This window comes from Chromobacterium sp. IRSSSOUMB001, from assembly GCF_023507765.1.
GTDB classification, from domain to species: Bacteria; Pseudomonadota; Gammaproteobacteria; order Burkholderiales; family Chromobacteriaceae; genus Chromobacterium; species Chromobacterium haemolyticum.
Window position 1 is genome coordinate 14,597 of sequence record NZ_JALCYU010000002.1, and the last position, 20,647, is coordinate 35,243.

Consider the following 20,647-nt stretch of genomic DNA (forward strand, 5'->3'; position numbering starts at 1 on the left):
CGCCGCGGACGCACGAGAACGGCGCGGCTGGCCCCGCCGCCCCGATGGATGCGACAATGCGGCCAACTTCACCGCATTGTTGCCGCCATGTCCAATCACAGCTTCTTTTGGCACGATTACGAAACCTTCGGCGCCGTGCCCCGCCAGGACCGCCCGTCGCAGTTCGCCGGCATCCGCACCGACGCCGATCTCAATGAAATCGGCGAGCCGGTCATGCTCTACGCCCGGCCGGCGCCCGATTACCTGCCGTCTCCGGTGGCCTGCCTGCTGACCGGCATCACCCCACAGTGGTGCTTGCAGCATGGCGTGGCCGAGCACGAATTCGCTGGCGTGATCGAACGCGAACTGGCGACGCCGGGCACGATCGGAGTTGGTTACAACTCAATCCGCTTCGACGACGAAGTCACCCGCTTTCTGTTCTGGCGCAATCTGATGGACCCCTACGCGCGCGAATGGCAGAACCAATGCGGCCGCTGGGATCTGCTGGACCTGGTGCGCGCCACCTTCGCGCTGCGCCCGGACGGCATTCAATGGCCGCAGCACGAAGACGGACGCCCCAGCTTCAAACTGGAACATCTAAGCGCCGCCAACGGCCTGGCCCACGAAGCCGCCCACGATGCGCTCTCCGATGTGCGCGCCACCATTGCGCTGGCGCGTCTGATCAAACGGAACCAACCCAAGCTGTTCGACTTCTACTTGTCGCTGCGCAAGAAAGACGCGGTCAAGGTCCAGCTCAGCCTTCACGACCCCAAACCCGTGCTGCACGTTTCCGGCATGTATGGCGCGGAGCGCGGCAATATGGCCGTGGTCTGGCCGCTGGCGGCTCATCCGTACAACGCCAACGAGGTCATCGTCTGGGATTTGTCCCACGACCCTCGCGAATTGCAGGGCCTGGGCCCGGACGACATTCGCGAACGCTTGTACACTCGCAGCGAAGACCTGCCGGAAGGCGTGCAGCGCTTGCCTCTCAAGACCGTGCACGTCAATAAATCGCCGTTCGTGGTCGCCAATCTCAAGGTGCTGAGCGCCGAACGCGCCGCGCACTGGGGGCTGGACATGGAGCAAGTCCATCGCCACGCCGACTACGCCGGCGCGCTGCCGGACCTGACCCCGGTCTGGCGCAAGGTCTACAAGCGCGAGGCTGGCGAGCCGCGCGACGTCGACGAGAACCTCTACGGCGGCTTCGTTTCCAACAACGACCGCAAAGTGCTGACCAAGCTGCGCCGCATGTCGGCCGACCAGCTCGCTGGTGAAATGGCTTTCTTCGAGGACCCGCAACTGGCCGAACTCTTGTTCCGTTACCGCGCGCGCAACTTCCCGCGTTCCCTGTCCGGCGCGGAGCAACAGCGCTGGCAGACATGGCGCCAAGCCAAGCTCAACGGCGGCCCCGGCCGGGATGTCCAGCAATTCCGCCAAGAAATGGCTGAAGCCCGCGCCGGCGAACTAAGCGAACAGGCACAAGGGGTGTTGGCCCAGCTGGAGGCCTACGCCGCGCAGCTGTGAAGCGGGTTCCAAGCCTGGAAGCAAGGGCGAGACCAGCCCTTGCGGCTGAGAACCTGTTTACGATCTGCTGCGCGTCGGCGATACGGCGTTGAAAACCACTTCGAAATGCTCATGTACCGTGTGTACACTCCGGTTTCTCAGTAGTTTTTGCCTTGTCTCACCTTAGCTCGCGAGATCGTAAACACGTTCTGAGAAAACGGAACGCGCGCTGCGGGCTTTTGCCTTCAGACCTATAGCGTCCTCACATAACGCCTGGCGACGAACAAAGCCGCCAGGCTCAAACTCACGATCACAACCATCGCCAGCGTGGATGCGCCTTCATAACCCCAATACCCGGACATGCCCTTCTCCTTAGAGCCTGTTCATAATCTGCTGCGCTGCGGCGATACGGCGTTGAAAACAACTTCGAAATGCTCATGTACCACTTGTACATTCCGCTTTCTCAGCCGTTTTCGCCTTGTCTCGCTCTTGCTCGCGAGATTTTGAACAGGCTCTGAGAACCTGTTTACGATCTGCTGCGCGTCGATAGAGCGATTGTGCGATGGGCGCCGGCTTCGAAACGCTGATGTACCACCTGTGCATTCCGCTTTCTCAACCGTTTTCGCCTTGCCTCGCTCTTGTCGGCGAGGCCGCCAACCGCTTCTCAGGCCAAACCGGTCTGGCGCATGCGCTCCAGCCCGAAATCGCTGACGCGATAGTTGAACAGCAGACGCGCCCCCTCTTCCTGCCAGCGCTCGCACAACGCCACCACCAGGCCGCTAGCGCTCAAATCCGCCAGGCAGGCCCGCACCATGCCCAGCCAATAGTCGTCTTCCGGCTTGCGGTACTCTCGGCAGATGCGTCGGGCCAGCTCGACATCCCACAAGCCCGGCTGCCCGGCCAGGGTCTGCAGAATGAACCCCTTGATATGCACCTTCATGCCTCCCCCCCCACATTGCGCACCGCGCCCGGATGGCGCTCGCTGTCCGACACCATGACGAAGCCGCCCAGAATCACCAGGGCCAGACCAATCAGAAAATGCCACTCAGGAAAGTTCAAGGTAAACGCCGCGGTGAACAGCGTCGCGAACAGCGCGTAGAAGGCGCCGATCGCCTGGCCGCGCCCAACACCGATCAAGGGGAAGGATTTGTACCAGGCCACCGCGCAGAAAGCGAAACTGAGCCCCCCCACCCCCAGGTAGAGCATAGGCCGCCACGACCATAGCTCGCCGGCCAGCGAATACACCGGCAAGGGGGTCAACCAGGCCAGAGCCGGCAAAATCAGCAGCACCCAATACAGGGCCTCGGCCAAATAACGGATCGCCACCCCGCAATCGGGATCGGTCACATCCATCGCCCGTCCAACGATGGCCCCCTCCAATCCCCAGCCCAGCGCAGCCAGCGCGCCGCCTAAATAGCCCAGCCAGCGCGCGGCGCCCTCTCCGGCCAGATCGCCAGACAGGCCAGGCGCGTAAATCGCCGCCCCTCCCAGCACGATCACCGCGATGCCCAGCGCCGCGCGGCGGCCTATCCGCTCGCGATACCACAGGCGCGCCAGCGCCGCGCCCACCACCGGGTACAACAGGCCAGCCACTGCGGCGAACACCGCGCCCACATAGCCCATCGCCAGGTAGGAGCCGAAGTTAGCCATCAAGCCGCCCAATACCGCAGCCAGGAAATACCACTTGGAAATGCCGCCGAAACGCCATAGCGTGCGAAAGAAGTCGGCCAGCTTGCCCAAGGCCGCCAGCCACAACAATTGAAACGCCGCCACTAGGCAGGCGTGAAAAGCCGTCAACACCGCGGCCGCCATCAGAAACTGCTCGGGCCGCCCTTGCGCCAGCCCGGCCAGCGGCGCCTCGTGCCACACCGCGGCGCCCGGCACATACCATGCGCCCCACAACACCGCCGCGCAAAGCGCCCAGCCATAACCCCAGCGGGTCCGGCGGCGGAGATACTGCTGTCTGTGCATGCTGTTCATAGCGCGTCAGCTCCGGTTATCGGACGCCGCTCACACTCTCCGCGACGCCTACTCTGGGTTCAAACGCAACAAGACTCTATCCATCTGCCTTGCCAGACGAGGCATAAAAATTACCATAAGTTAATTTTTTTACCAATAGTAAATCACAATACCGCCACCAACGCGTGACCGCAAAGCGGGCGCAAAAAAGCCCGCCGACAAGCGGCGGGCTCCGTGCCCCCCTTGGCAAACCGCCGGAATCAACGCGGTCCCAAGGCCCCTATCAAGCGATCCACAGCGCCGCCGCTTCCCCGCTGCGCCACCAAGGACAACACCAGCGGCAAAGTCTTGCCGCCTTCGGCATGCCACAGCACATCCAGCTGCGCGCGGCTGGAAATATTGAATATCGCCTCTAGGCTGTCCAACCAACCCTGCCTTGACGCGATGCGCAAGCCATCCAGAAAGCGTTGTTCAGCGGCGTCCTCCAAGGCCTCTCCGAACAGCAGCCGCGCAGCCTGCGGCGACAAGCGCAACCGCCCGGCGGCAAGGTCCCACTCCCAGCTCGCCATGCCTATGGACTGCAGCGCCAGTTCGCTGCGGCTCCGGGCCTCCTCCAGCGCGCGGCGCGCGGCGCGACGCTCGGCTACCTCCTCCACTACAGCAATCAAATGCCATGGCTCGCCGCTGACGGGATGACGGCTCAGCGAGACGCTGACATTCACCCAGACATGGCCGCCCTGTTTGCGCAGCAAACGCTTCTCCAGCGAAAAGCTGGCCACTTCCCCGCTCAGCAGCCTATCCAACCTCAATAGATTGTCTTCCAGATCCTCGGGATGGGTCAGTTGCTGAAAGCTCATCCCCTCCATCTCCTGCGGCGGATAACCGGCCATCTCGGCCAGGCGCCGGTTCACTTTGAGCCAACATCCGTCCAGACCCAGATGCGCCAACCCCAGCGCCGCCTGTTCGAAAATCTCCCGAAAGCGCTCCTCGCTCTCGCTGTAGGCCAGCGCGGCCTGTCGGGTGTCCGTCACGTCTTGAGTGGCGCCTATCATCGCCTCCGCCCGCCCTTCCCCGTACAAGACCTCGCCCTCCTCATGGATATGCCGGCGACGGCCGTCAGGCAGCAAGATGCTGTACTCCACGCAATAGGGTTGGCGCTCGTCTATCGCCCGTCGGATGGCCTGATCAATGCGCCCTCGGTCCTCCGGCACCATCGCGGCGAAGTAGCGCTCCATCGTTACTTTGAAGGCCTGCGGTTGCCAACCGAAAATCCGGTAGGCCTCGTCCGACCAGATACAGTCGTCCTTGCGCACGTCCCAAAACCAGCTTCCCAGATGGGCGATGGACTGCGCCTTGTCCAGAATGGCCTGGTTCTGGCGCAACGCCTGTTCCGCCAGGCAGCGCTGGGAGATGTCGAAGCTGACGCCTATCATCTTCACCGGCCGGCGGTCCGCGTCCGGCACGCAAGTGGCGCGCGAGGCGATCCAACGCGTTTCACCCGTCGGCCAGCGCACGCGGAACTCCGCCTCGTAAGCAAGGCCGGAACTTAAGCATGTCTCCAGTTTGGCGCGCAGCGCTGGCGCGTCGGCCGGCTCCAGGGCTAGCCAGAAATCCGTCAGCTCGCGGACGGGGCGGCCGAACAGCTGTTCCGCGTTGGCGGAATAGGCCACCGCATCGCTCAGGATGTTCCATTCCCAAGTCACAATGCCGGACACCTCCTGCGCAAACTTCATCCGCGCTTCGCTTTCCATGATCTCGGCCAGATGCTTGCGACGGATCTCCGTCAATTGCGCGTCCGTCGTTGCCGCCGTGGCGAGATCCAGCACCGCTTGTTCGCCGTAGCGCAGCCATATCCAGTTCACGCCTAGAAAGTCCGCCAATACCCGCAACTTGCGGTATTCGATCTCCCCCCCGCGTGTCCATTTGTGAACGGCCGCGGACGACACGCCCAGGGCTTCCGCCACTTGTTTGAGCATGACGCGCTTGCGTCCCAGCACGTCTTTCAGACGAACGGCGAAGGTTTCATCCCCGGCGGGAACTGCGGCTTGACTGAGTTGATTTGACGACACGGAACTGGTAGCGGCGGCGGGCCGCGCCTCCTGGGTAATTGAATGCGAACGGGACGCGGCGATGCGCGCGCGCCACAGCCTGCGGCTGTCGACCCGCCATGTTAACCCAGGCTGGAAAAATCCCGAAGCGGACAAAATAACCCGGCGCAGCCAAACCTCAGCGGGCCTCCGCCCTGGCGGAAACGCGAGCGATATAGCCAAAGCAAATCAAGCCATCGCCACCATAGCCGGATCTAGATTGCAGTCCATGGCTAATCGACACTACAATTAAACCAAAGGTAAATTAATTTACCAATAGTTAATTTTACAATCTGTGCGAGGCTGCCATGATCTCAACCCAGCTCTTCATCGATGGCCAATGGCGCGACGCCGCCAATAGGCAAACCCGTCCGATTCTCAACCCCTGCGATGAAAGCGTGATCGCCGCCGCCGCGGACGGCGGCCTCGCCGACACCCGAGCCGCCATCGCCGCAGCGCGCGCGGCTTTCGATCACGGCCCCTGGCGCTCCAGCACTCAGCGACAACGCAGCCGTCTGCTGCTGGACATCGCCCAACGGGTGGAACGCGAGAGCGAAAGCCTCGCCGCCTTGGAGACGCTGAACACCGGCAAGACCTTAAGCGAGAGCCGCACCGACATGGGCGACATCGCCGCCACCTTCCGTTATTTCGCTGGCCTGGCGGCCACCGAAAGCGGCCAGGTCAATTCCGCTCCTGAGCACGTGATCAGCCGAAGCTTGCACGAGCCGGTGGGCGTCTGCGGCCTGATCACTCCCTGGAACTACCCTTTGCTGCAAGCGGCCTGGAAGATCGCGCCGGCCCTGGGCGCCGGCAATTGCGTGGTGCTCAAGCCCAGCAGCCTGACCCCGCTCAGCAGCTGGCGCTTCACTCAGTTGCTGACAGAGCTGGACTTGCCTCCCGGCGTGTTCAACCTGGTCAGCGGCAGTTCCGAGGTAGGGGCTGAATTGGCGGAGCATGCCGATGTCGACCTGCTGTCCTTCACCGGCGGCGCCCAGGCGGGGGCCAGCATCATGCGCGCCGCCAGCGGCAACTTCAAACGCATCGCCCTGGAGCTGGGCGGCAAGAACCCCAACATCGTCTGCGCCGACGCCGATCTGGACGCCGCCGTCGACTACGCGCTGAACGCCGCCTTCTTTCACGCCGGCCAGGTCTGCTCGGCCGGTTCGCGGCTGCTGCTGCAAGACGAGATTCACGACGACTTCGTGAAGCGGCTGGCGGAACGGCTTCCGCGCATCGTCGTCGGCCCCGGCCAGCAGCCGGACACACAAATGGGACCAGTGCAGTCGGCCCAACAGCACGACAAAATCCTGAGTCTGATCGCCGCAGGAGTGAAAGAAGGCGCCCGTTTGGTCTACGGCGGCGGCCGCCCGGAAGGCGAGCGCTACAGCAAGGGCTACTGGCTGCAACCCACGCTACTGGTCGACGTCCACGCGGACATGCACATCGCCAAGGAAGAGATCTTCGGCCCGGTCATCACCGTGGAGCGCTTTCGCGACGAAGCCAAGGCGCTGCGGCTGGCCAACGACACCCCTTACGGCCTGGCGGCGGCGGTGTGGACCCAAGACCTGGCGCGCGCCAACCGCATGAGCCGCGCGCTGCGCTTCGGCACGGTTTGGGTCAACGACTACCACCCCTACTTCCCGGAAGCGCCGTGGGGCGGCTTCAAATCCAGCGGCATAGGCCGCGAGCTTTCGCGCATCGGCCTGGACGAATACACCGAGCTGAAGCACAGCTACATCAATCTGGCGCCCAAGCCCATGGGGTGGTTCGGCGCTTGAACCTCCCATCGCCCGGCCCCCGCCTTCGTTCACGTCCGAGGAGAATCAAGATGAGCACCACTCAGGAATACGACTACATCATCGTCGGCGCCGGCTCCGCCGGCGGCGTGCTGGCGGCGCGGCTGAGCGAGGACAGCGACGTCAGCGTGCTATTGCTGGAGGCGGGCGGCCCGGATTGGCGGCTGGACTGGCGTACCCAAATGCCGGCGGCGCTGGCTTATCCCTTGCAAGGCACCACCTATAACTGGGCCTATATGACCGAACCAGAGCCGCATATGGGCGGACGACGCATGGCCCAGGCGCGCGGCAAGGGGCTGGGCGGCTCCTCTCTGATCAACGGCATGGTCTATATCCGCGGCAATGCGCTGGATTATCAGGGCTGGGCCGAGCTGCCGGGTCTTGGCGACTGGAGCTACGCCGATTGCCTGCCTTATTTCCGCAAGGCGGAAACCTACGACAAGGGCACCAACGACTATCACGGCGGCGATGGGCCGCTTCACGTGACCACGCCCAAGGCCGGTATCAGCCCTCTGTTCGAAGCCTTCATCGAGGCCGGCGAGCAAGCCGGCTACCGCCGCACCGACGATCTCAACGGTTACCGCCAGGAGGGCTTCGGCCCGATGGACCGCACCACCACCACACAGGGACGGCGCTGCAGCGTGTCTCTGGCCTATCTGGACGCCGCCCGCGACCGCGCCAACCTTTCGGTAAAAACCCGTGCGCTGGCGGACCGCGTCTTGTTCGACGGCGCGCGCGCCGTCGGCGTGCAATATCTGCAGGGCGAACGCAGCCAACGCGCCCGCGCCTTGCGCGAAGTCATCGTCTGCAACGGCGCGATCGCCTCGCCGCAGCTACTGCTGCGCTCCGGCGTCGGCGACGCCGCCGAGCTCGGCCGCCACGACATCGCCGTGGTCGCCCACCTGCCCGGGGTCGGCGCCAACTTGCAGGACCATCTGGAAATGTATCTTCAGTATGAATGCCTGAAGCCGGTGTCGCTGTACCCGTCGCTGAACTGGTGGAACAAGGCCCGCATCGGCACCCAGTGGTATCTGAACGGCAGCGGCCTGGGCGCAAGCAATCACTTCGAAGCCGGCGGCTTCATCCGCAGCGACGAGAGCTTCGCCTTCCCCAATCTGCAATACCATTTCTTGCCGCTGGCGGTGAATTACGACGGCAGCCACGCTGTCAAGATGCACGGTTTCCAATGCCACGTCGGCTCAATGCGCTCTCCCAGCGTCGGCCACGTCAAGCTGGCCAGCCGCGACCCGCGCGACCCGCCTCAACTTCAATTCAATTACATGGCCCACGACACCGACTGGCGGGAGTTCCGCGCCGCGGTGCGGCTCACGCGCGAGATCATCGGCCAACGCGCGCTTTCCGCCTTCCGCGGCCGGGAAATCCAACCCGGCGCGCGGGTAAGCAGCGACAGCGAAATCGATCACTTCGTCAAAACCCACGCCGAAACCGCGCTGCATCCGTCCGGCACCTGCAAGATGGGCAGCGCCGACGACCCGACGGCGGTGGTCGACCATCAAGGCCGCGTGCACGGCTTGTCCGGCCTGCGCGTGGTGGACGCGTCCATCATGCCGCGCATCGTTACCGGCAATCTGAACGCGCCCACTATCATGATGGCGGAGAAGATCGCCGATCAGATCCGCCAACTGCCGCCGTTGCCGCGCTCGAACGCGCCGTTCTACCAGGCCGCCCGCAAGCAAGCCTCCGCGACGGACGATGCGCAAGCGCTTCCCCTATAGCCGTTTTCCCAGGAGCTTCGCCATGTACGACCTCATCGGCCTGGTCGGCGTCATCAGCTATCTGGGCGCTTACCTGGGCAGCCAGCTATTCGGCTTGCGCACATCGGATCTTCGCTATTTCGTCCTGAATCTGCTGGGTCCGGTCTGTATCCTGGTATCGCTGTCCAACCACTTCAACCTGGCGTCCTTCGTCAACCAGTGCATGTGGTTCCTCATCACCCTGGGCGGCTGGTGGCGCGCCAGCCGCCGCCGGGCGCTGCCGGCGCCCGAATCCGGCTCTTGAGAACGTGAACAGGCTTTAAGAACGTGTTTACGATCTCGGGAGCTAGGGCGAGACAAGGCGAAAACGAGCGAAAAAACAGATCGCAAACCGGTTCTGGATCATGGGCGGCGCTGTCCGCCCATGATCCACTTATGCGACAATTCGCCGATTGAACCGCAAGACCCGCTCATGAACGACATCCCGCACGCCATCCTGCTGATGGGCCCCACCGCCTCCGGAAAAACCGGCTTGGCGCTGGAATTGGCTCGACATTTTCCGGTGGAGATCATCAGCGTGGACTCCGCGCTGGTCTATCGCGACATGGACATCGGTACCGCCAAGCCCAGCGCGGCGGAAATGGCGCAATGCCCGCATCACCTGATCGACATCATCAGCCCGCTGCAAAGCTATTCCGCCGCTCAGTTCCACGCCGACGCCAACCAGCTGATCCGCGAGATCAACGCCCGCGGGCGGCTGCCCTTGCTGGTGGGCGGCACCATGCTTTACTACAAGGCCTTGCTGGAAGGCTTGTCCGACCTGCCGCGCGCCGACGCCGCGCTGCGCGCGCAATTGGACGCCGACGCCGCGCAAGCCGGCTGGCCGGCGATGCACGCGCGGCTGGCGCAGCTGGACCCGGACACCGCCGCCCGCCTCAACCCCAATGATTCGCAACGCATCCACCGCGCGCTGGAAGTCTGCCTGCTCAGCGGCGAGCCGATGTCGCGCTTGCTGGCTCGCGGCAAGGAAGCCGCGGCGGATTTCCGCCTGCTGTCGCTGGGTCTGGTGCCTGCGGAACGCGGCTGGCTGCACCAACGTATCGCACAACGCTTCGAACTGATGCTGGAACAAGATTTCCTGGCCGAAGTGCGGTGCCTGCGCGCCGATTATCCGGCGCTGACGCTGGAGCTGCCGTCGATGCGTTGCGTCGGCTATCGCCAGGCCTGGGAATATCTGGACGGCGCCGGCGATGAGCAAACCTTCATCGACAAGGGCGTCGCCGCTACCCGCCAGTTGGCCAAGCGCCAGCTGACCTGGATGCGCAGCCTGGACCTTGTGCCGGTCAACGCCCAGCGGGCCGACTTGGCCGAAGAGCTGGGCGCCGCCGTCGCCGCCTTCCAGGCCGGCGAGCCCATGCCCGCCGGCCTGCGTTTCAACGGCGTGTATTAATTGCTCACCAGGGCCGGCTGGCCGACGCGCACAGCGGCACCACCGGTCCGTTGCTTCCTGTGTCGAGGAAGCCGTCGCTGATCCAATCGCCTCCGCGGGTGCGGTTCCACACATCGGTGCGGCCCCATACGCCCTCCACCGCTTCGGCGCGCACATGGCACTGCAAAGCGACGCTCTCTCCACGATTGACCGTGCCGGTGACGCCGGCGCTCAGGCTAGGCGCGCTACGCAGATTCACCCTCCCCTCGCCCTGCGCCGGCGTCGCCACTCCACTGGCGCCCGCGGGCGCGCCGCCGCCGTAGTTGTTCAGCAGGCCGCCTACATTGACCCGCGTCCCGTTGCGCAAAGCGTACCCTTGGTAAGCGCGGTTGCCGGCGAAGAACTGCCAGCCGCCGAACAGCTTACCGTTCACCGGCTCGGCCCGGCCCTGATACAACAAGGAAAAATGCACATGCGGGCCGGTGGTGCTGCCGCCGCAAGGCAGGCCATTGCCGATGGTGCCCAGATAAGCGCCCGGATTGACCCGCGTCCCGTCCGCCAGCGTGTTCAGATTGATCATATGGTAGTAAGTGGACGAGAAGCCGTTGTCGTGCACCAGCTTGACCAAGCCGCTACCGCCGCGCACGCAGCTCTTGTAGATCACCCCTGCCTGCGGCGCGAGCACCCTGCCGTCTCCGCCGGCGAAATCGATGGAATCGTAAGGCTGGCTTTCGCCGCTATAGCCGTGCGGGCCGCCGGTCATGCGCCAGGCCGCGCCCTGCCGCCACGGCAGGCCCAGACCGGTGGCGTTGGGCGCGAACGGCAAGCCCGGCCTGGCCGACTGGCTGCCCCAGGCGCGGCGCTCGTCCGCGTTGAGCCAATCGGCCGGCGCCAGGCTCAGCATCGCGGCGAAGCCCGGGCTGCCTTCCAGTTCCAGCGTCCAGCCCTGCGCGTCGCGGCGCGCCAGGAACAGCCTGGACACCGGCACATGATCCATCGCCGCGATCGTGGTCATCGTCGGCAGGGGCTGGGTTACCGACCCCAGCACCCAGCCTCCGTCCTCGCTGTCGCGGTTGACCTCCACCAGCATATCCAGCGCCTCCCCCTTGGCCAGCGGCAACAAGGGCTGCAAGGCCTTGGCCGCCGCCTGACGCAACAGCGGGTCCGGCTGCTTCGATTCCGCCTGCGCGCCGCCGGCCAAGCTTGCCAATACCGCCATCATTAGAGCTGCTTGTTTCATTTTGGGCTCCATTCCTGGTTGGGAAAAACCAAAGCGACGCAATGCCAATGACATTACGCCGCGAACCATAGGGTTATAGAAAGACCCGTTCTTATTTCCTGCTGGCCTTTGGCCCAGCAGACAGCCTACAAAAATCAATAAAAAAGCCCACGTCGCATGACGTGGGCGGTGGCGGCGGCAAGGGCCTCTTAGAACCTGTTTACGATCTGCTGCGCGTCGGCGGGATGGATAGAAAGGGTCATGAAATCGGCCTCGAAATGCTCATCTAACGCGCGTACATTCCGCTTTGTCAGCCGCTTTCGCCTTGTCTCGCCTTAGCTCGCGAGATCGTAAACACGTTCTTAGCGTGCGGCCACCAGCTTGATTTCCACTTTCCAGGCCGGATTGGCCAGCTTGGCTTCCACCGTGGCGCGCGCAGGCACGCTTCCAGCCGGCACCCAGGCGTCCCAGGCGGCGTTCATCGCATCGTAATCGGCCAGGCTGGCCAAGAAGATGGTGACGTCGACGATCTTGCTCTTGTCCGAATCCAGCTCCGCCAACAGCGCGTCGATCTGGCCCAGCACGTTTTCTGTTTGCGCCTTGGCGTCGGCGCCGGTGTTTTCCGGCACCTGGCCAGCCAGGAAGATCAGGCCGTTGGTGACCACGGCTTCTGCCAGACGCGCGCCTTGCTTGTGACGATAAATGCTCATGCGGATTCCCCTTGGTGAGTCGGATCAAGACAAAGATTCTAACCCGGCCGCGCAGGCTATTGCCATGCCTGACGCAAGTCCTCGATCAGCGCAGCCTCGCCCTCGATGCCCACCGACAAACGGATCAGATTATCGGCAATGCCCAGCTCGCGCCGACGTTCAAGCGGAATCGACGCATGCGTCATCGCCGCCGGCAGGCACACCAGGCTCTCCACTCCGCCCAGGCTTTCCGCCAGCGTGAACAACTTCAAACGCGCCAGCACCCGCCGCGTTTCTTCGGCGTCGCCTTTCAAATAGAAAGACACCACGCCGCCGAAACCCTGCATCTGCCTGCGCGCCAGCTCATGTTGCGGATGGCTGGCCAGGCCCGGATACAATACCCGCTCCACCTGCGGCTGGGCTTCCAGCCAGCGCGCCACCGCCAGCGCGTTGCTGTTGTGGCGCTCCACCCGCAAGGCCAGCGTGCGCAAGCCGCGCAACACCAAGAAACTGGCGAACGGGTCCAGCACCGCGCCGACGGCGTTGTGCAGGAAAGCCAGCTGCTCGGCCAGCTCAGGCCGCCGCCGGCTCACCACCGCCGCGCCGGCGATCACGTCGGAATGACCGTTCAGATATTTAGTGGCGGAATGGACGACGATGTTGAAACCGAAAGCCAGCGGCCGTTGCACCACCGGCGAGGCGAAGGTGTTATCCGCCACCGTGATCAGGCCGTGCCGCCGTCCCAGCTCGGCCACCGCCGCCAAATCCACCAGCTGGTTCAGCGGATTGGACGGGGTTTCCACCCAAATCATGCGGGTGTTCGGTCGGATCGCCGCCTGCAAGGCCTCTAAGTCCTCCGACGCCACATAGCTAATCTCCAGCTGAGCGCTTTGCTTGCGCACCTGCTCGAACAACCGATAAGTACCGCCGTACAGATCGTTGACCGCGATCAGGTGGCTGCCCGCCGGCAGCAGCTCCAGCACCGTGGCGATGGCCGCCAGGCCGGAGGGAAAGGCGTAGCCGCGCACGCCGTCTTCCAGCTCCGCCAAAGCGCGCTCCAAGGCTTCGCGCGTCGGGTTCTGCGAACGTGAATACTCGTAGCCGCTGTGTTCGCCCGGCGCGTACTGCCGGTAAGTGGAGGTGGCGTAGATGGGCGGAATCACCGCGCCGAAGGCGTCCTGATGCAGTCCGGCGGTGATGGATAAAGTGTTGAAATCGGTCATGGCGTTTACTTTCAATACGGATGGCCGGTCCCGTTCGGACCGGCGCTTAATTAGGACTAAACGGAGCGCGAGCGCGGCTGACGGCGCCAGAAAGCCAGCAGGTCGGCCTGAGTGATCAGGCCCAGATAGCGCTCGCCGTCCACCATCAAGGCAACGTGGCCGTCGTTGAAAATATGCAGCAGATCCTGCAAAGAAGCCCGCGGCGACAGGGTGCGCACCTCGCTGGTCATCGCGCTGCGCACGTTCTGACGGAAGTTTTCCGGCTCGCCGTGCACTGACAGCAGCAAATCCCACTCGTCCAGAATGCCGACCACCTTGTCGTCGGCCAGCACCGGCAACTGCGACACATCGTGCAGGCGCATGCGTTGATACACCACGTTCAAGGGCTCGTCCGGGTGGCAGGAAACGGTGCTGCCGTCGGCATGGCGGCGCACGATCAAGTCGGTCAGATCGCCCAGCCGCGGCAGCTCCACCAAGCCGTTGTCCACCAGCCAATCGTCGTTGTACATCTTGGACAGATACTTGTTGCCGCTGTCGCACACCAGCGTCACCACCCGCTTGGGCTCGCTTTGGGCGCGGCAATAACGCAAGGCCGCCGCCAGCAGCGCTCCGGACGAGGATCCGGCCAGAATGCCCTCCTGGCTCAGCAAAAGGCGGGCGCTGTCGAAGCTTTCCTGATCGCTGATGCGATAAGCGCGCTTGACCAGGCTGAAATCGGTTTGCGGCGGGATGAAGTCCTCGCCTATCCCTTCGATCAGCCAGCTGCCGGCCTCGCCGTGCCGCCCGGTTTCAACATGGTCGGCCAATACCGAGCCCACCGGATCCGCCAGCACCAGTTCCACCTGCGGCGCCTCGCGGCTGAAAAAGCGCGTCAGGCCAGTCAGCGTGCCGCTGGAGCCCACGCCCACCACCACCGCGTCCAGCTCGTGGCGCATCTGTTCCCAGATCTCCGGACCGGTGCCGGTTTCATGCGCCAGCGGATTGGCCGGGTTGTTGAACTGGTCGATGTAATAAGCGTCCGGCGTTTCCTTGGCGATACGCGCGGCCAAGTCCTGGTAATACTCCGGATGCCCCTTGCCCACGTCGGACCGGGTCAGCACCACTTCCGCGCCCAAGGCCTGCAGATGCAGAATCTTCTCTCGGCTCATCTTGTCCGGCACCACCAGCACCAGCCGATAGCCTTTTTGCGAAGCCACCAGCGCCAACCCCAAACCGGTGTTGCCGGCGGTGGCCTCGACAATGGTTCCGCCCGGTTTCAGCTTGCCTTCGCGCTCGGCCGCGGCAATCATCGACAACGCCACCCGGTCCTTGATCGAACCGCCCGGATTGTGGCTTTCCAGTTTCAAATACAGCTCGCACAGGCCGGTGTCCAGATGCGCCACCTTTACCAGCGGCGTATTGCCGATCAAGGACAAAACGGATTGGTCTTGCATATTGAAATCTCCTAGCTACCGCATATAAATATTATTTTTAAAAACTTTTAGTTATATAGAGAGTAAAAAAACCGCCGCTTCACACCACGGCGGTGGCTTGCAGAAAACTATAGAAAAACACCAGTTCCGGATTGCTGCGCAATTGGCGCAGTTCCCGCGTCATCGCCGCCACCAGCGCGGCGTCCACTCGTCCGGCCTCGATCAGTTGATCCGCGGCCGACAACAACAGCTCGGTCCAATAGTCCAGCACTTGCTGTCGGCGGTGCGGGTCGCGGCTGTCCAGATGCCAGGTCTTGACCTGGGTTTCGACATGGCGGAAACCCAGCCGCAGCAGCATATTGCCCAGCTTGGCGCCAACGAAGGGATCCCCTCCTACCGCCAGTTGATGATCATTGAAAGCCAGCCAGTATTGCTGCAGATGGGAGGAATAAGGCGACAGGAAGAAAGAGGCGTTCATCGCCTCGGTGGCGTAGAGCCGAGCGCCAGGCTTCAAGACTCTACGCACCTCGGCCAACACCCGCTCCGGCGACAATACATGCTCCAGCACCCAGCACAGGAAGGCGGCGTCGAAGCTGGCCGGCTGGAAGTCCAAATCCTCGGCATCCATATGCAGCAGCCGAGCACGGTCCTGCCATGGGCTGCCTTGCAGACGCTGGCGGGCCACAGCCAATTGACGCTGGCTGAAGTCGACGCCGGTCACCTCCAGATCAGGATAGCGCCGCAGCAGAATCTCGGTCTGCGCACCGACGCCGCACCCTACTTCCAGCAATTGGCCGACGCCGGAGAAATCGATGTCCCGGTACACGACGGATTCTGAGAAGCGCGCCTGGCGCACCAAACGCGCCTGCTCGGTAGCGGAAAAACCATGAATATAGGGCAGCTCGCTCGCCCCGTCGGTCAGTTGCAGTGTAGCCATGTCCATCTCGCATAGTTGCATCAAGATGGTCCATTATATTTCCAAATATTATTACAAATATAAATTTTATTTCTTATTTTTATATAAAAAACAAATCTAATTGGCATGCAAAAAGCATAGTTGCCAACCCGCGCGGACGCAAAAAAACCCGCAGCACGCTGCGGGTTTTTATCGAATCAAACCGGCTTAAACCATTGCGGCCTGCCGCAAGCTTATCGAGAAACGCTGCAAGGCGGCGATGCCCGAAGCCTCGGCGCGGGTGCACCAGTCCTGCAGCTCCTTGAGCAGCTGTTCGCGGCTCAGCGTGGAGCGCTCCCACAAGCGGGTCAGCTCCTGACGCATCGAATACACCGTGGCCAGCACCTGGCTGTGTTCCATCAAAGCGGCCAACTGCATGCGCTCGGTTTCCGGCGTGTCCTTGGCGTCCTGCTTCAACCACACTTTCATCTTGCGGCTCAGCTTGCTGCCGGAAAAGTCCGGCAGATTGATCTTGTCCAACTCGCTGCGATACACCTCCTTCAACTCACGCGCGTAACGGGAAGCGATGGCGTAGCGGTTGGAAATGATGGCCTGCAAATGTTCAAGATCCAATTGCGGACGCGAAGCGTCCTCGGCCAAGCGCGGCGCCACCTTGCGCACCTTGGCCAGACCCAGGATTTCCAGAATGCGGATATACATCCAGCCGATGTCGAACTCGTACCATTTATACGACAGCTTGGCCGAGGTGCCGAAGGTATGGTGGTTATTGTGCAACTCTTCGCCCCCCACCAGGATGCCCCAGGGGAAGATATTGGTGGACGCGTCCTCGTTCTCGAAGTTGCGGTAGCCCCAGAAGTGGCCAATGCCGTTGATGACGCCGGCCGCCCAGAACGGGATCCAGATCATCTGCACCGCCCAGATCGTCAGCCCAATAGGCCCGAACAACACCAGATTGATCAGCAGCATCAGCACGATGCCCTTGGCGCTGTGACGAGTGTAGACATTGCGTTCCAGCCAATCGTCCGGGGTGCCGTGGCCGAACTTGTCCATGATGGCCTGATCCTTGCAGGCGCCGCGGTACAGTTCCGCGCCCTCCCACAATACCTTCTTGATGCCCAAGACCTGCGGGCTGTGCGGGTCATCCGCAGTCTCGCACTTGGCGTGATGCTTGCGATGGATGGCGGCCCACTGTTTGGTGACCATGCCGGTGGTCAGCCACAACCAGAAGCGGAAGAAGTGGCTGGGAATGGGGTGCAAATCGAGCGCGCGGTGCGCTTGGTGACGATGCAGAAAGATGGTGACCGCTGCGATGGTGACGTGGGTCAGCGCCAAAGCGACCACGATATAGCCCCACCAGGGGAGGTCAAGCACGCCGTTTATCCAATTCATGTACTAATCGCGCCTCGTAAATCAAACTAGAAGAAAGACTCTATTCTATACAAGCGGTCCGCCAATGTCAGACCGTTTTGCGTTTTCGCCGATTATCCATCCGCCGCAAACGCGAGTTTGGACCCCGCCAGCGCCCTTGGGTTCACTCGCCGGCAGTAACGCAAGCGGCGGACGATGGTGTACCATAGGGCCTCATTCCATCCTAGTTAAGAAAAAGCGCTAGTGTTGCCAAATCGTCGTCTGATCATTGCCGGCGCCACCCTCGGTGGCCTGTTCGTTCTGTATGGAGGCGCAACCCTGTGGGCCGGCGTCAAGGCGGAGCAGACCTTGCAGGAACAGCACAAGATGCTGGCCGACCTGCCGCTGTTCAAAGTCAAATCCCACAGCTACCAACGCGGTTGGTTCTCCTCCACGGAAACCACAGAACTGGTGTTCAACCGCCACTTGTCCGGCCCGTATGAAAACATGCTGCCCGACAATGTGAAGCCCTTGTTGAACGCCACCATCAAGTTCACCAACCACGTCAAGCACGGCCCCCTTCCCGGCATCGGCGATTTCGACTTCCGGCCCGGCCGTGCGCTGGTGCGCACGGAGTTCGCGATGAGCGACTCCACCCGCAAGACGCTGGCCAGCTTCTTCGGCGACAAGGAACCCATCACCATCTTCAACCGTCTGGGCTTCGGCGGCGGCGGCGAACTGGACGTCAAGGTTCCGGCCTTCGACTATGAGGAAGCGCTGTCCGGCGTGAAGATGAAATGGAAGGGCTTTGACCTGAAGCTCGACTACGCCAACGGCTACAAGGAATACAAGACCGAGGCGCTGTCGCCCGGCTTCCTGCTGGAAGCCGCCAGCAAGGGAACCGTCGCCTTCGACGGCGTGCGCTACGTTTCCGACATCCGCCCGGGCAGCACCGGCGTCAAGCTGGGCACCAGCGAGCTGACCGTGGGCAATGTCCGGCTCAACTCGCGCGAAAGCGTGCCCTACAGCATCAAGCTCAATGAGCTGGTCTATCTGATGACCCGCGTGCGCGTCGGCGAATTCATCAACCCCTCCGGCGAATTCAAGCCGTCCGCGGTGACTCTGAAGGATTTCCGCTACCAGATCGTCACCAGCGAGCAGGACGACTACGTCAACACCCGCGGCAAGTTGAACTTTGCCGAGTTCAACTTCAACGACCACCGCTACGGTCCGATGCGCCTGGACATTTCGGCCAACCATCTGCACGGCCCGACGCTGGTCAAGCTGGACCAGGCCATCGGTCAGATCCCCTTCGAAGGCGTGGACCCGGCGCTGCTGCGCAAGCAATACATCGACACCATCAAGAAGAACGGGATTCCGCTGCTGCAGAACGACCCCAAACTGGTGATCAACGAGTTCTACCTGAAAATGCCCAACGGCGAAGCCAAGCTGGAAGGCAGCCTGGGCGTCAAGGGCCTGCAGCCGGCCGATCTCAACGACGCCGCGCAGTTCATCAGGCGCTTCGAAGTGGACGCCAAGCTCAGCCTGCCGCGCCAGACGCTGGAAGACCTAGTGATCGCCCAGGCGCGCACCCTGTTCACCGTCGACCAGAGCGCCGAAGACCAGCCCAATATGAAGGAAGTGGAAGACCTGGCCAAGAACCTGCTGGACAGCCAGTTGGCGCAGTGGAAGAGCGAACAGTACCTCGTGGAGGACAAAGGCCAGCTCAACACCGAACTCAATTACGGCGGCGGCGTGCTGACCATCAATAAAAAGAAAGTGGCCCTGCCTTGGGAGGAAGCCGAGGTGGAACCCCCACGTGACGCTTCCCAGCCCAGCGCCGACAAGAATACGGACAAAAAGAAATAAGGCGGCGGACGCCGCGCGCAAAAAGGGCTGTCTTGCGACAGCCCTTTTTCTTTTCCGACCCGGTCGAAACCTGGCCGCGTTTAATCGTCGTGCATCTGGCTTTGCAGGTAGTTCTGCAGTCCCACGCTTTCAATCAAGCCCAGCTGCGTCTCCAGCCAGTCCACATGCTCTTCCTCGCTCTCCAGAATGTCTTCCAGCAAGTCGCGGGTCACATAGTCCTTGGCGCTTTCACAGTAGGCAATGGCTTCGCGCAAAACCGGCAGCGCGTCCATTTCCAGCTTCAAGTCGCATTCCAGCATTTCCTTCGGATTCTCGCCGATATGCAACTTGCCCAGATCCTGCAGATTCGGCAAACCTTCCAGAAACAGCACGCGCTCGATCAACGCGTCGGCATGCTTCATCTCATCGATGGACTCGTGGTATTCGTGCTCGTTCAGTTTCTTCAAACCCCAGTTCTTGTACATGCGGGCATGCAAAAAGTACTGGTTGATCGCGGTCAGTTCGTTCTTGAGGATCTGGTTCAGATACTTGATAACTTTTTTATCGCCTTGCATCGCGCTCTCCGGGAAGAAATGATTCTTCCATTATGACATAGCGCGCGCCAGTCTCAAGTTGTCAAAGCCAAAATAAGGGACTTCGCCCCGCTTGATGCGGTGCGTGGGGGATTTGCAGTTCGCCCGGCCTTGGCCGAGACTAAGCAACAGGCGGGGGTCAGGAATTAAGCGGCGCTGCGCGCGGTCGAAGCCGGACCAAGCGCGTGGACAGCCTCCTTGCGAAGTTGGTTAGCCATGCAGGCGCATTTGCCGCAATCGGTCGCCACCCCAAGCTCGCGGCTCAGATCGCACATGCGGGTCGCGCCGTTGTGCACCGCTTCGCGGATTTGCTTGTCAGTTACGGCGTGGCAGAGGCAAACGTACATGGCAGTTCCGGTGGTGAATTAACTCGTGATTGAGTTAAAGTAATCGAGAATCGTTATCAAGAATATAGATTCAAACAAGAATCATTGTCAACAAGAAAGCGCAGACCATGACGCAGTGGAAACCAAATGCGACAGTTGCGGCAGTCATTGAGCTGGACGGGCGCTACCTGATGGTGGAGGAGCTGACCAGCGACGGCATCTGCTTCAACCAGCCCGCCGGCCATCTGGAATACGGCGAAACGCTGGAAGACGCGGTGAAGCGCGAAGTGCTGGAGGAAACCGGCTGGCACTTCCGGCCCTTGGGCCTGGTGGGCATTTACCTGGTGGACCGTCCCAACAGCGACATCACCTATCTGCGCTTCGCCTTCTACGGCCACCCCTTGCGCCGCGAGGACTATCCGCGGCTGGACGAGGGCATCCTGTCCGCGCAATGGCTGAGCCACGAGGACATCGTCGCGCTGCGCGGCCAGCATCGCAGCCCAGTGGTGCAGCAATGCCTGGACGACTACCGCGCCGGCAAGCGCCACCCCTTGTCGCTGATCCACCATCTGGGCCGTTAGCGGCCGCCTCAGCCCACCGCCCGGA

General features: G+C 62.4%; 17 protein-coding genes. 7 read left to right on the top strand and 10 right to left on the bottom strand.

What is annotated here, in order from left to right:
- The first annotated feature begins 87 nt into the window (after positions 1–87).
- The gene (sbcB, locus tag MOV80_RS02130) at positions 88–1,503 is read left to right on the top strand and encodes an exodeoxyribonuclease I (RefSeq protein ID WP_019104133.1); all 1,416 of its coding nucleotides are present in this window, start codon (positions 88–90) and stop codon (positions 1,501–1,503) included.
- A gap of 643 nt (positions 1,504–2,146) precedes the next feature.
- Here sbcB and MOV80_RS02135 read toward each other — a convergent pair.
- From MOV80_RS02135 to MOV80_RS02145, 3 genes are all read right to left on the bottom strand, one after another.
- The gene (locus MOV80_RS02135; RefSeq protein WP_019103458.1) at positions 2,147–2,422 is read right to left on the bottom strand and encodes a hypothetical protein; all 276 of its coding nucleotides are present in this window, start codon (positions 2,420–2,422) and stop codon (positions 2,147–2,149) included.
- Positions 2,419–3,462 (bottom strand): DMT family transporter, encoded by a 1,044-nt coding sequence (locus tag MOV80_RS02140; protein ID WP_019103459.1) that lies wholly within the window; start codon positions 3,460–3,462, stop codon positions 2,419–2,421. The genes MOV80_RS02135 and MOV80_RS02140 overlap by 4 nt, the downstream gene beginning before the upstream one ends.
- A gap of 239 nt (positions 3,463–3,701) precedes the next feature.
- The gene (locus tag MOV80_RS02145) at positions 3,702–5,510 is read right to left on the bottom strand and encodes a PAS domain-containing protein (RefSeq protein ID WP_162897010.1); all 1,809 of its coding nucleotides are present in this window, start codon (positions 5,508–5,510) and stop codon (positions 3,702–3,704) included.
- A gap of 326 nt (positions 5,511–5,836) precedes the next feature.
- Between MOV80_RS02145 and MOV80_RS02150 the strand changes: the two genes are divergently transcribed.
- The 4 genes from MOV80_RS02150 (at position 5,837) to miaA (ending at position 10,489) form a co-directional block, all read left to right on the top strand.
- Positions 5,837–7,306 (top strand): aldehyde dehydrogenase family protein, encoded by a 1,470-nt coding sequence (locus tag MOV80_RS02150; RefSeq protein ID WP_118266731.1) that lies wholly within the window; start codon positions 5,837–5,839, stop codon positions 7,304–7,306.
- A 50-nt stretch (positions 7,307–7,356) separates the two neighbouring features.
- Positions 7,357–9,060 carry a choline dehydrogenase gene (gene betA, locus MOV80_RS02155; RefSeq protein ID WP_249604794.1) on the top strand — a complete coding sequence of 568 codons (1,704 nt, stop codon included), beginning with the start codon at positions 7,357–7,359 and terminating at the stop codon, positions 9,058–9,060.
- A 22-nt stretch (positions 9,061–9,082) separates the two neighbouring features.
- Complete coding sequence (locus tag MOV80_RS02160) at positions 9,083–9,343, top strand: cyclic nucleotide-binding protein (protein ID WP_118266726.1); 261 nt, start codon at positions 9,083–9,085, stop codon at positions 9,341–9,343.
- A 168-nt stretch (positions 9,344–9,511) separates the two neighbouring features.
- A complete protein-coding gene (miaA, locus tag MOV80_RS02165; protein WP_118268594.1) occupies positions 9,512–10,489 on the top strand; it encodes a tRNA (adenosine(37)-N6)-dimethylallyltransferase MiaA in 978 nt (325 codons plus the stop codon).
- Positions 10,490–10,493: 4 nt separating this feature from the next.
- Here the strand turns inward: miaA and MOV80_RS02170 are convergent, their stop codons facing one another.
- The 6 genes from MOV80_RS02170 to MOV80_RS02195 all read right to left on the bottom strand — a co-directional run bounded on the left by MOV80_RS02170 (position 10,494) and on the right by MOV80_RS02195 (position 17,298).
- Entirely contained in the window at positions 10,494–11,708 is a 1,215-nt protein-coding gene (locus tag MOV80_RS02170) for a M23 family metallopeptidase (protein WP_141113244.1), read from the bottom strand.
- 341 nt (positions 11,709–12,049) lie between these two features.
- A complete protein-coding gene (locus MOV80_RS02175; RefSeq protein ID WP_081575707.1) occupies positions 12,050–12,397 on the bottom strand; it encodes a RidA family protein in 348 nt (115 codons plus the stop codon).
- Between the two features lie 56 nt (positions 12,398–12,453).
- Positions 12,454–13,599 (bottom strand): PLP-dependent aspartate aminotransferase family protein, encoded by a 1,146-nt coding sequence (locus MOV80_RS02180; protein ID WP_249604795.1) that lies wholly within the window; start codon positions 13,597–13,599, stop codon positions 12,454–12,456.
- A gap of 56 nt (positions 13,600–13,655) precedes the next feature.
- Entirely contained in the window at positions 13,656–15,032 is a 1,377-nt protein-coding gene (locus tag MOV80_RS02185; RefSeq protein WP_118266724.1) for a cystathionine beta-synthase, read from the bottom strand.
- Between the two features lie 79 nt (positions 15,033–15,111).
- Positions 15,112–15,948, bottom strand: coding sequence for a class I SAM-dependent methyltransferase (locus MOV80_RS02190; RefSeq protein WP_043592034.1), 837 nt, complete (start codon positions 15,946–15,948; stop codon positions 15,112–15,114).
- Positions 15,949–16,134: 186 nt separating this feature from the next.
- The gene (locus MOV80_RS02195) at positions 16,135–17,298 is read right to left on the bottom strand and encodes a fatty acid desaturase (protein WP_233423324.1); all 1,164 of its coding nucleotides are present in this window, start codon (positions 17,296–17,298) and stop codon (positions 16,135–16,137) included.
- 240 nt (positions 17,299–17,538) lie between these two features.
- On the opposite strand from MOV80_RS02195, the gene MOV80_RS02200 reads away from it, so the two are divergent.
- On the top strand, positions 17,539–19,143 hold the full coding sequence (locus MOV80_RS02200) for a YdgA family protein (RefSeq protein ID WP_107732673.1): 1,605 nt from the start codon (positions 17,539–17,541) through the stop codon (positions 19,141–19,143).
- An 80-nt stretch (positions 19,144–19,223) separates the two neighbouring features.
- On the opposite strand, the gene bfr is transcribed toward MOV80_RS02200, so the two are convergent.
- A complete protein-coding gene (bfr, locus tag MOV80_RS02205) occupies positions 19,224–19,697 on the bottom strand; it encodes a bacterioferritin (RefSeq protein WP_019103979.1) in 474 nt (157 codons plus the stop codon).
- A gap of 472 nt (positions 19,698–20,169) precedes the next feature.
- On the opposite strand from bfr, the gene MOV80_RS02210 reads away from it, so the two are divergent.
- Positions 20,170–20,622, top strand: a complete 453-nt coding sequence (locus MOV80_RS02210; protein ID WP_039756447.1) for an NUDIX hydrolase — start codon at positions 20,170–20,172, stop codon at positions 20,620–20,622.
- Positions 20,623–20,647: the final 25 nt, after the last annotated feature.

What these genes read in the sequence shown, in the direction of transcription:
- sbcB (WP_019104133.1), top strand. Translation starts at nt 88, where the DNA reads ATGTCCAATCACAGCTTCTTTTGGCACGATTACGAAACCTTCGGCGCC.
- MOV80_RS02135 (WP_019103458.1), bottom strand. Translation starts at nt 2,422, where the DNA reads ATGAAGGTGCATATCAAGGGGTTCATTCTGCAGACCCTGGCCGGGCAG.
- MOV80_RS02140 (WP_019103459.1), bottom strand. Translation starts at nt 3,462, where the DNA reads ATGAACAGCATGCACAGACAGCAGTATCTCCGCCGCCGGACCCGCTGG.
- MOV80_RS02150 (WP_118266731.1), top strand. Translation starts at nt 5,837, where the DNA reads ATGATCTCAACCCAGCTCTTCATCGATGGCCAATGGCGCGACGCCGCC.
- betA (WP_249604794.1), top strand. Translation starts at nt 7,357, where the DNA reads ATGAGCACCACTCAGGAATACGACTACATCATCGTCGGCGCCGGCTCC.
- MOV80_RS02160 (WP_118266726.1), top strand. Translation starts at nt 9,083, where the DNA reads ATGTACGACCTCATCGGCCTGGTCGGCGTCATCAGCTATCTGGGCGCT.
- miaA (WP_118268594.1), top strand. Translation starts at nt 9,512, where the DNA reads ATGAACGACATCCCGCACGCCATCCTGCTGATGGGCCCCACCGCCTCC.
- MOV80_RS02170 (WP_141113244.1), bottom strand. Translation starts at nt 11,708, where the DNA reads ATGAAACAAGCAGCTCTAATGATGGCGGTATTGGCAAGCTTGGCCGGC.
- MOV80_RS02175 (WP_081575707.1), bottom strand. Translation starts at nt 12,397, where the DNA reads ATGAGCATTTATCGTCACAAGCAAGGCGCGCGTCTGGCAGAAGCCGTG.
- MOV80_RS02180 (WP_249604795.1), bottom strand. Translation starts at nt 13,599, where the DNA reads ATGACCGATTTCAACACTTTATCCATCACCGCCGGACTGCATCAGGAC.
- MOV80_RS02185 (WP_118266724.1), bottom strand. Translation starts at nt 15,032, where the DNA reads ATGCAAGACCAATCCGTTTTGTCCTTGATCGGCAATACGCCGCTGGTA.
- MOV80_RS02190 (WP_043592034.1), bottom strand. Translation starts at nt 15,948, where the DNA reads ATGGCTACACTGCAACTGACCGACGGGGCGAGCGAGCTGCCCTATATT.
- bfr (WP_019103979.1), bottom strand. Translation starts at nt 19,697, where the DNA reads ATGCAAGGCGATAAAAAAGTTATCAAGTATCTGAACCAGATCCTCAAG.
- MOV80_RS02210 (WP_039756447.1), top strand. Translation starts at nt 20,170, where the DNA reads ATGACGCAGTGGAAACCAAATGCGACAGTTGCGGCAGTCATTGAGCTG.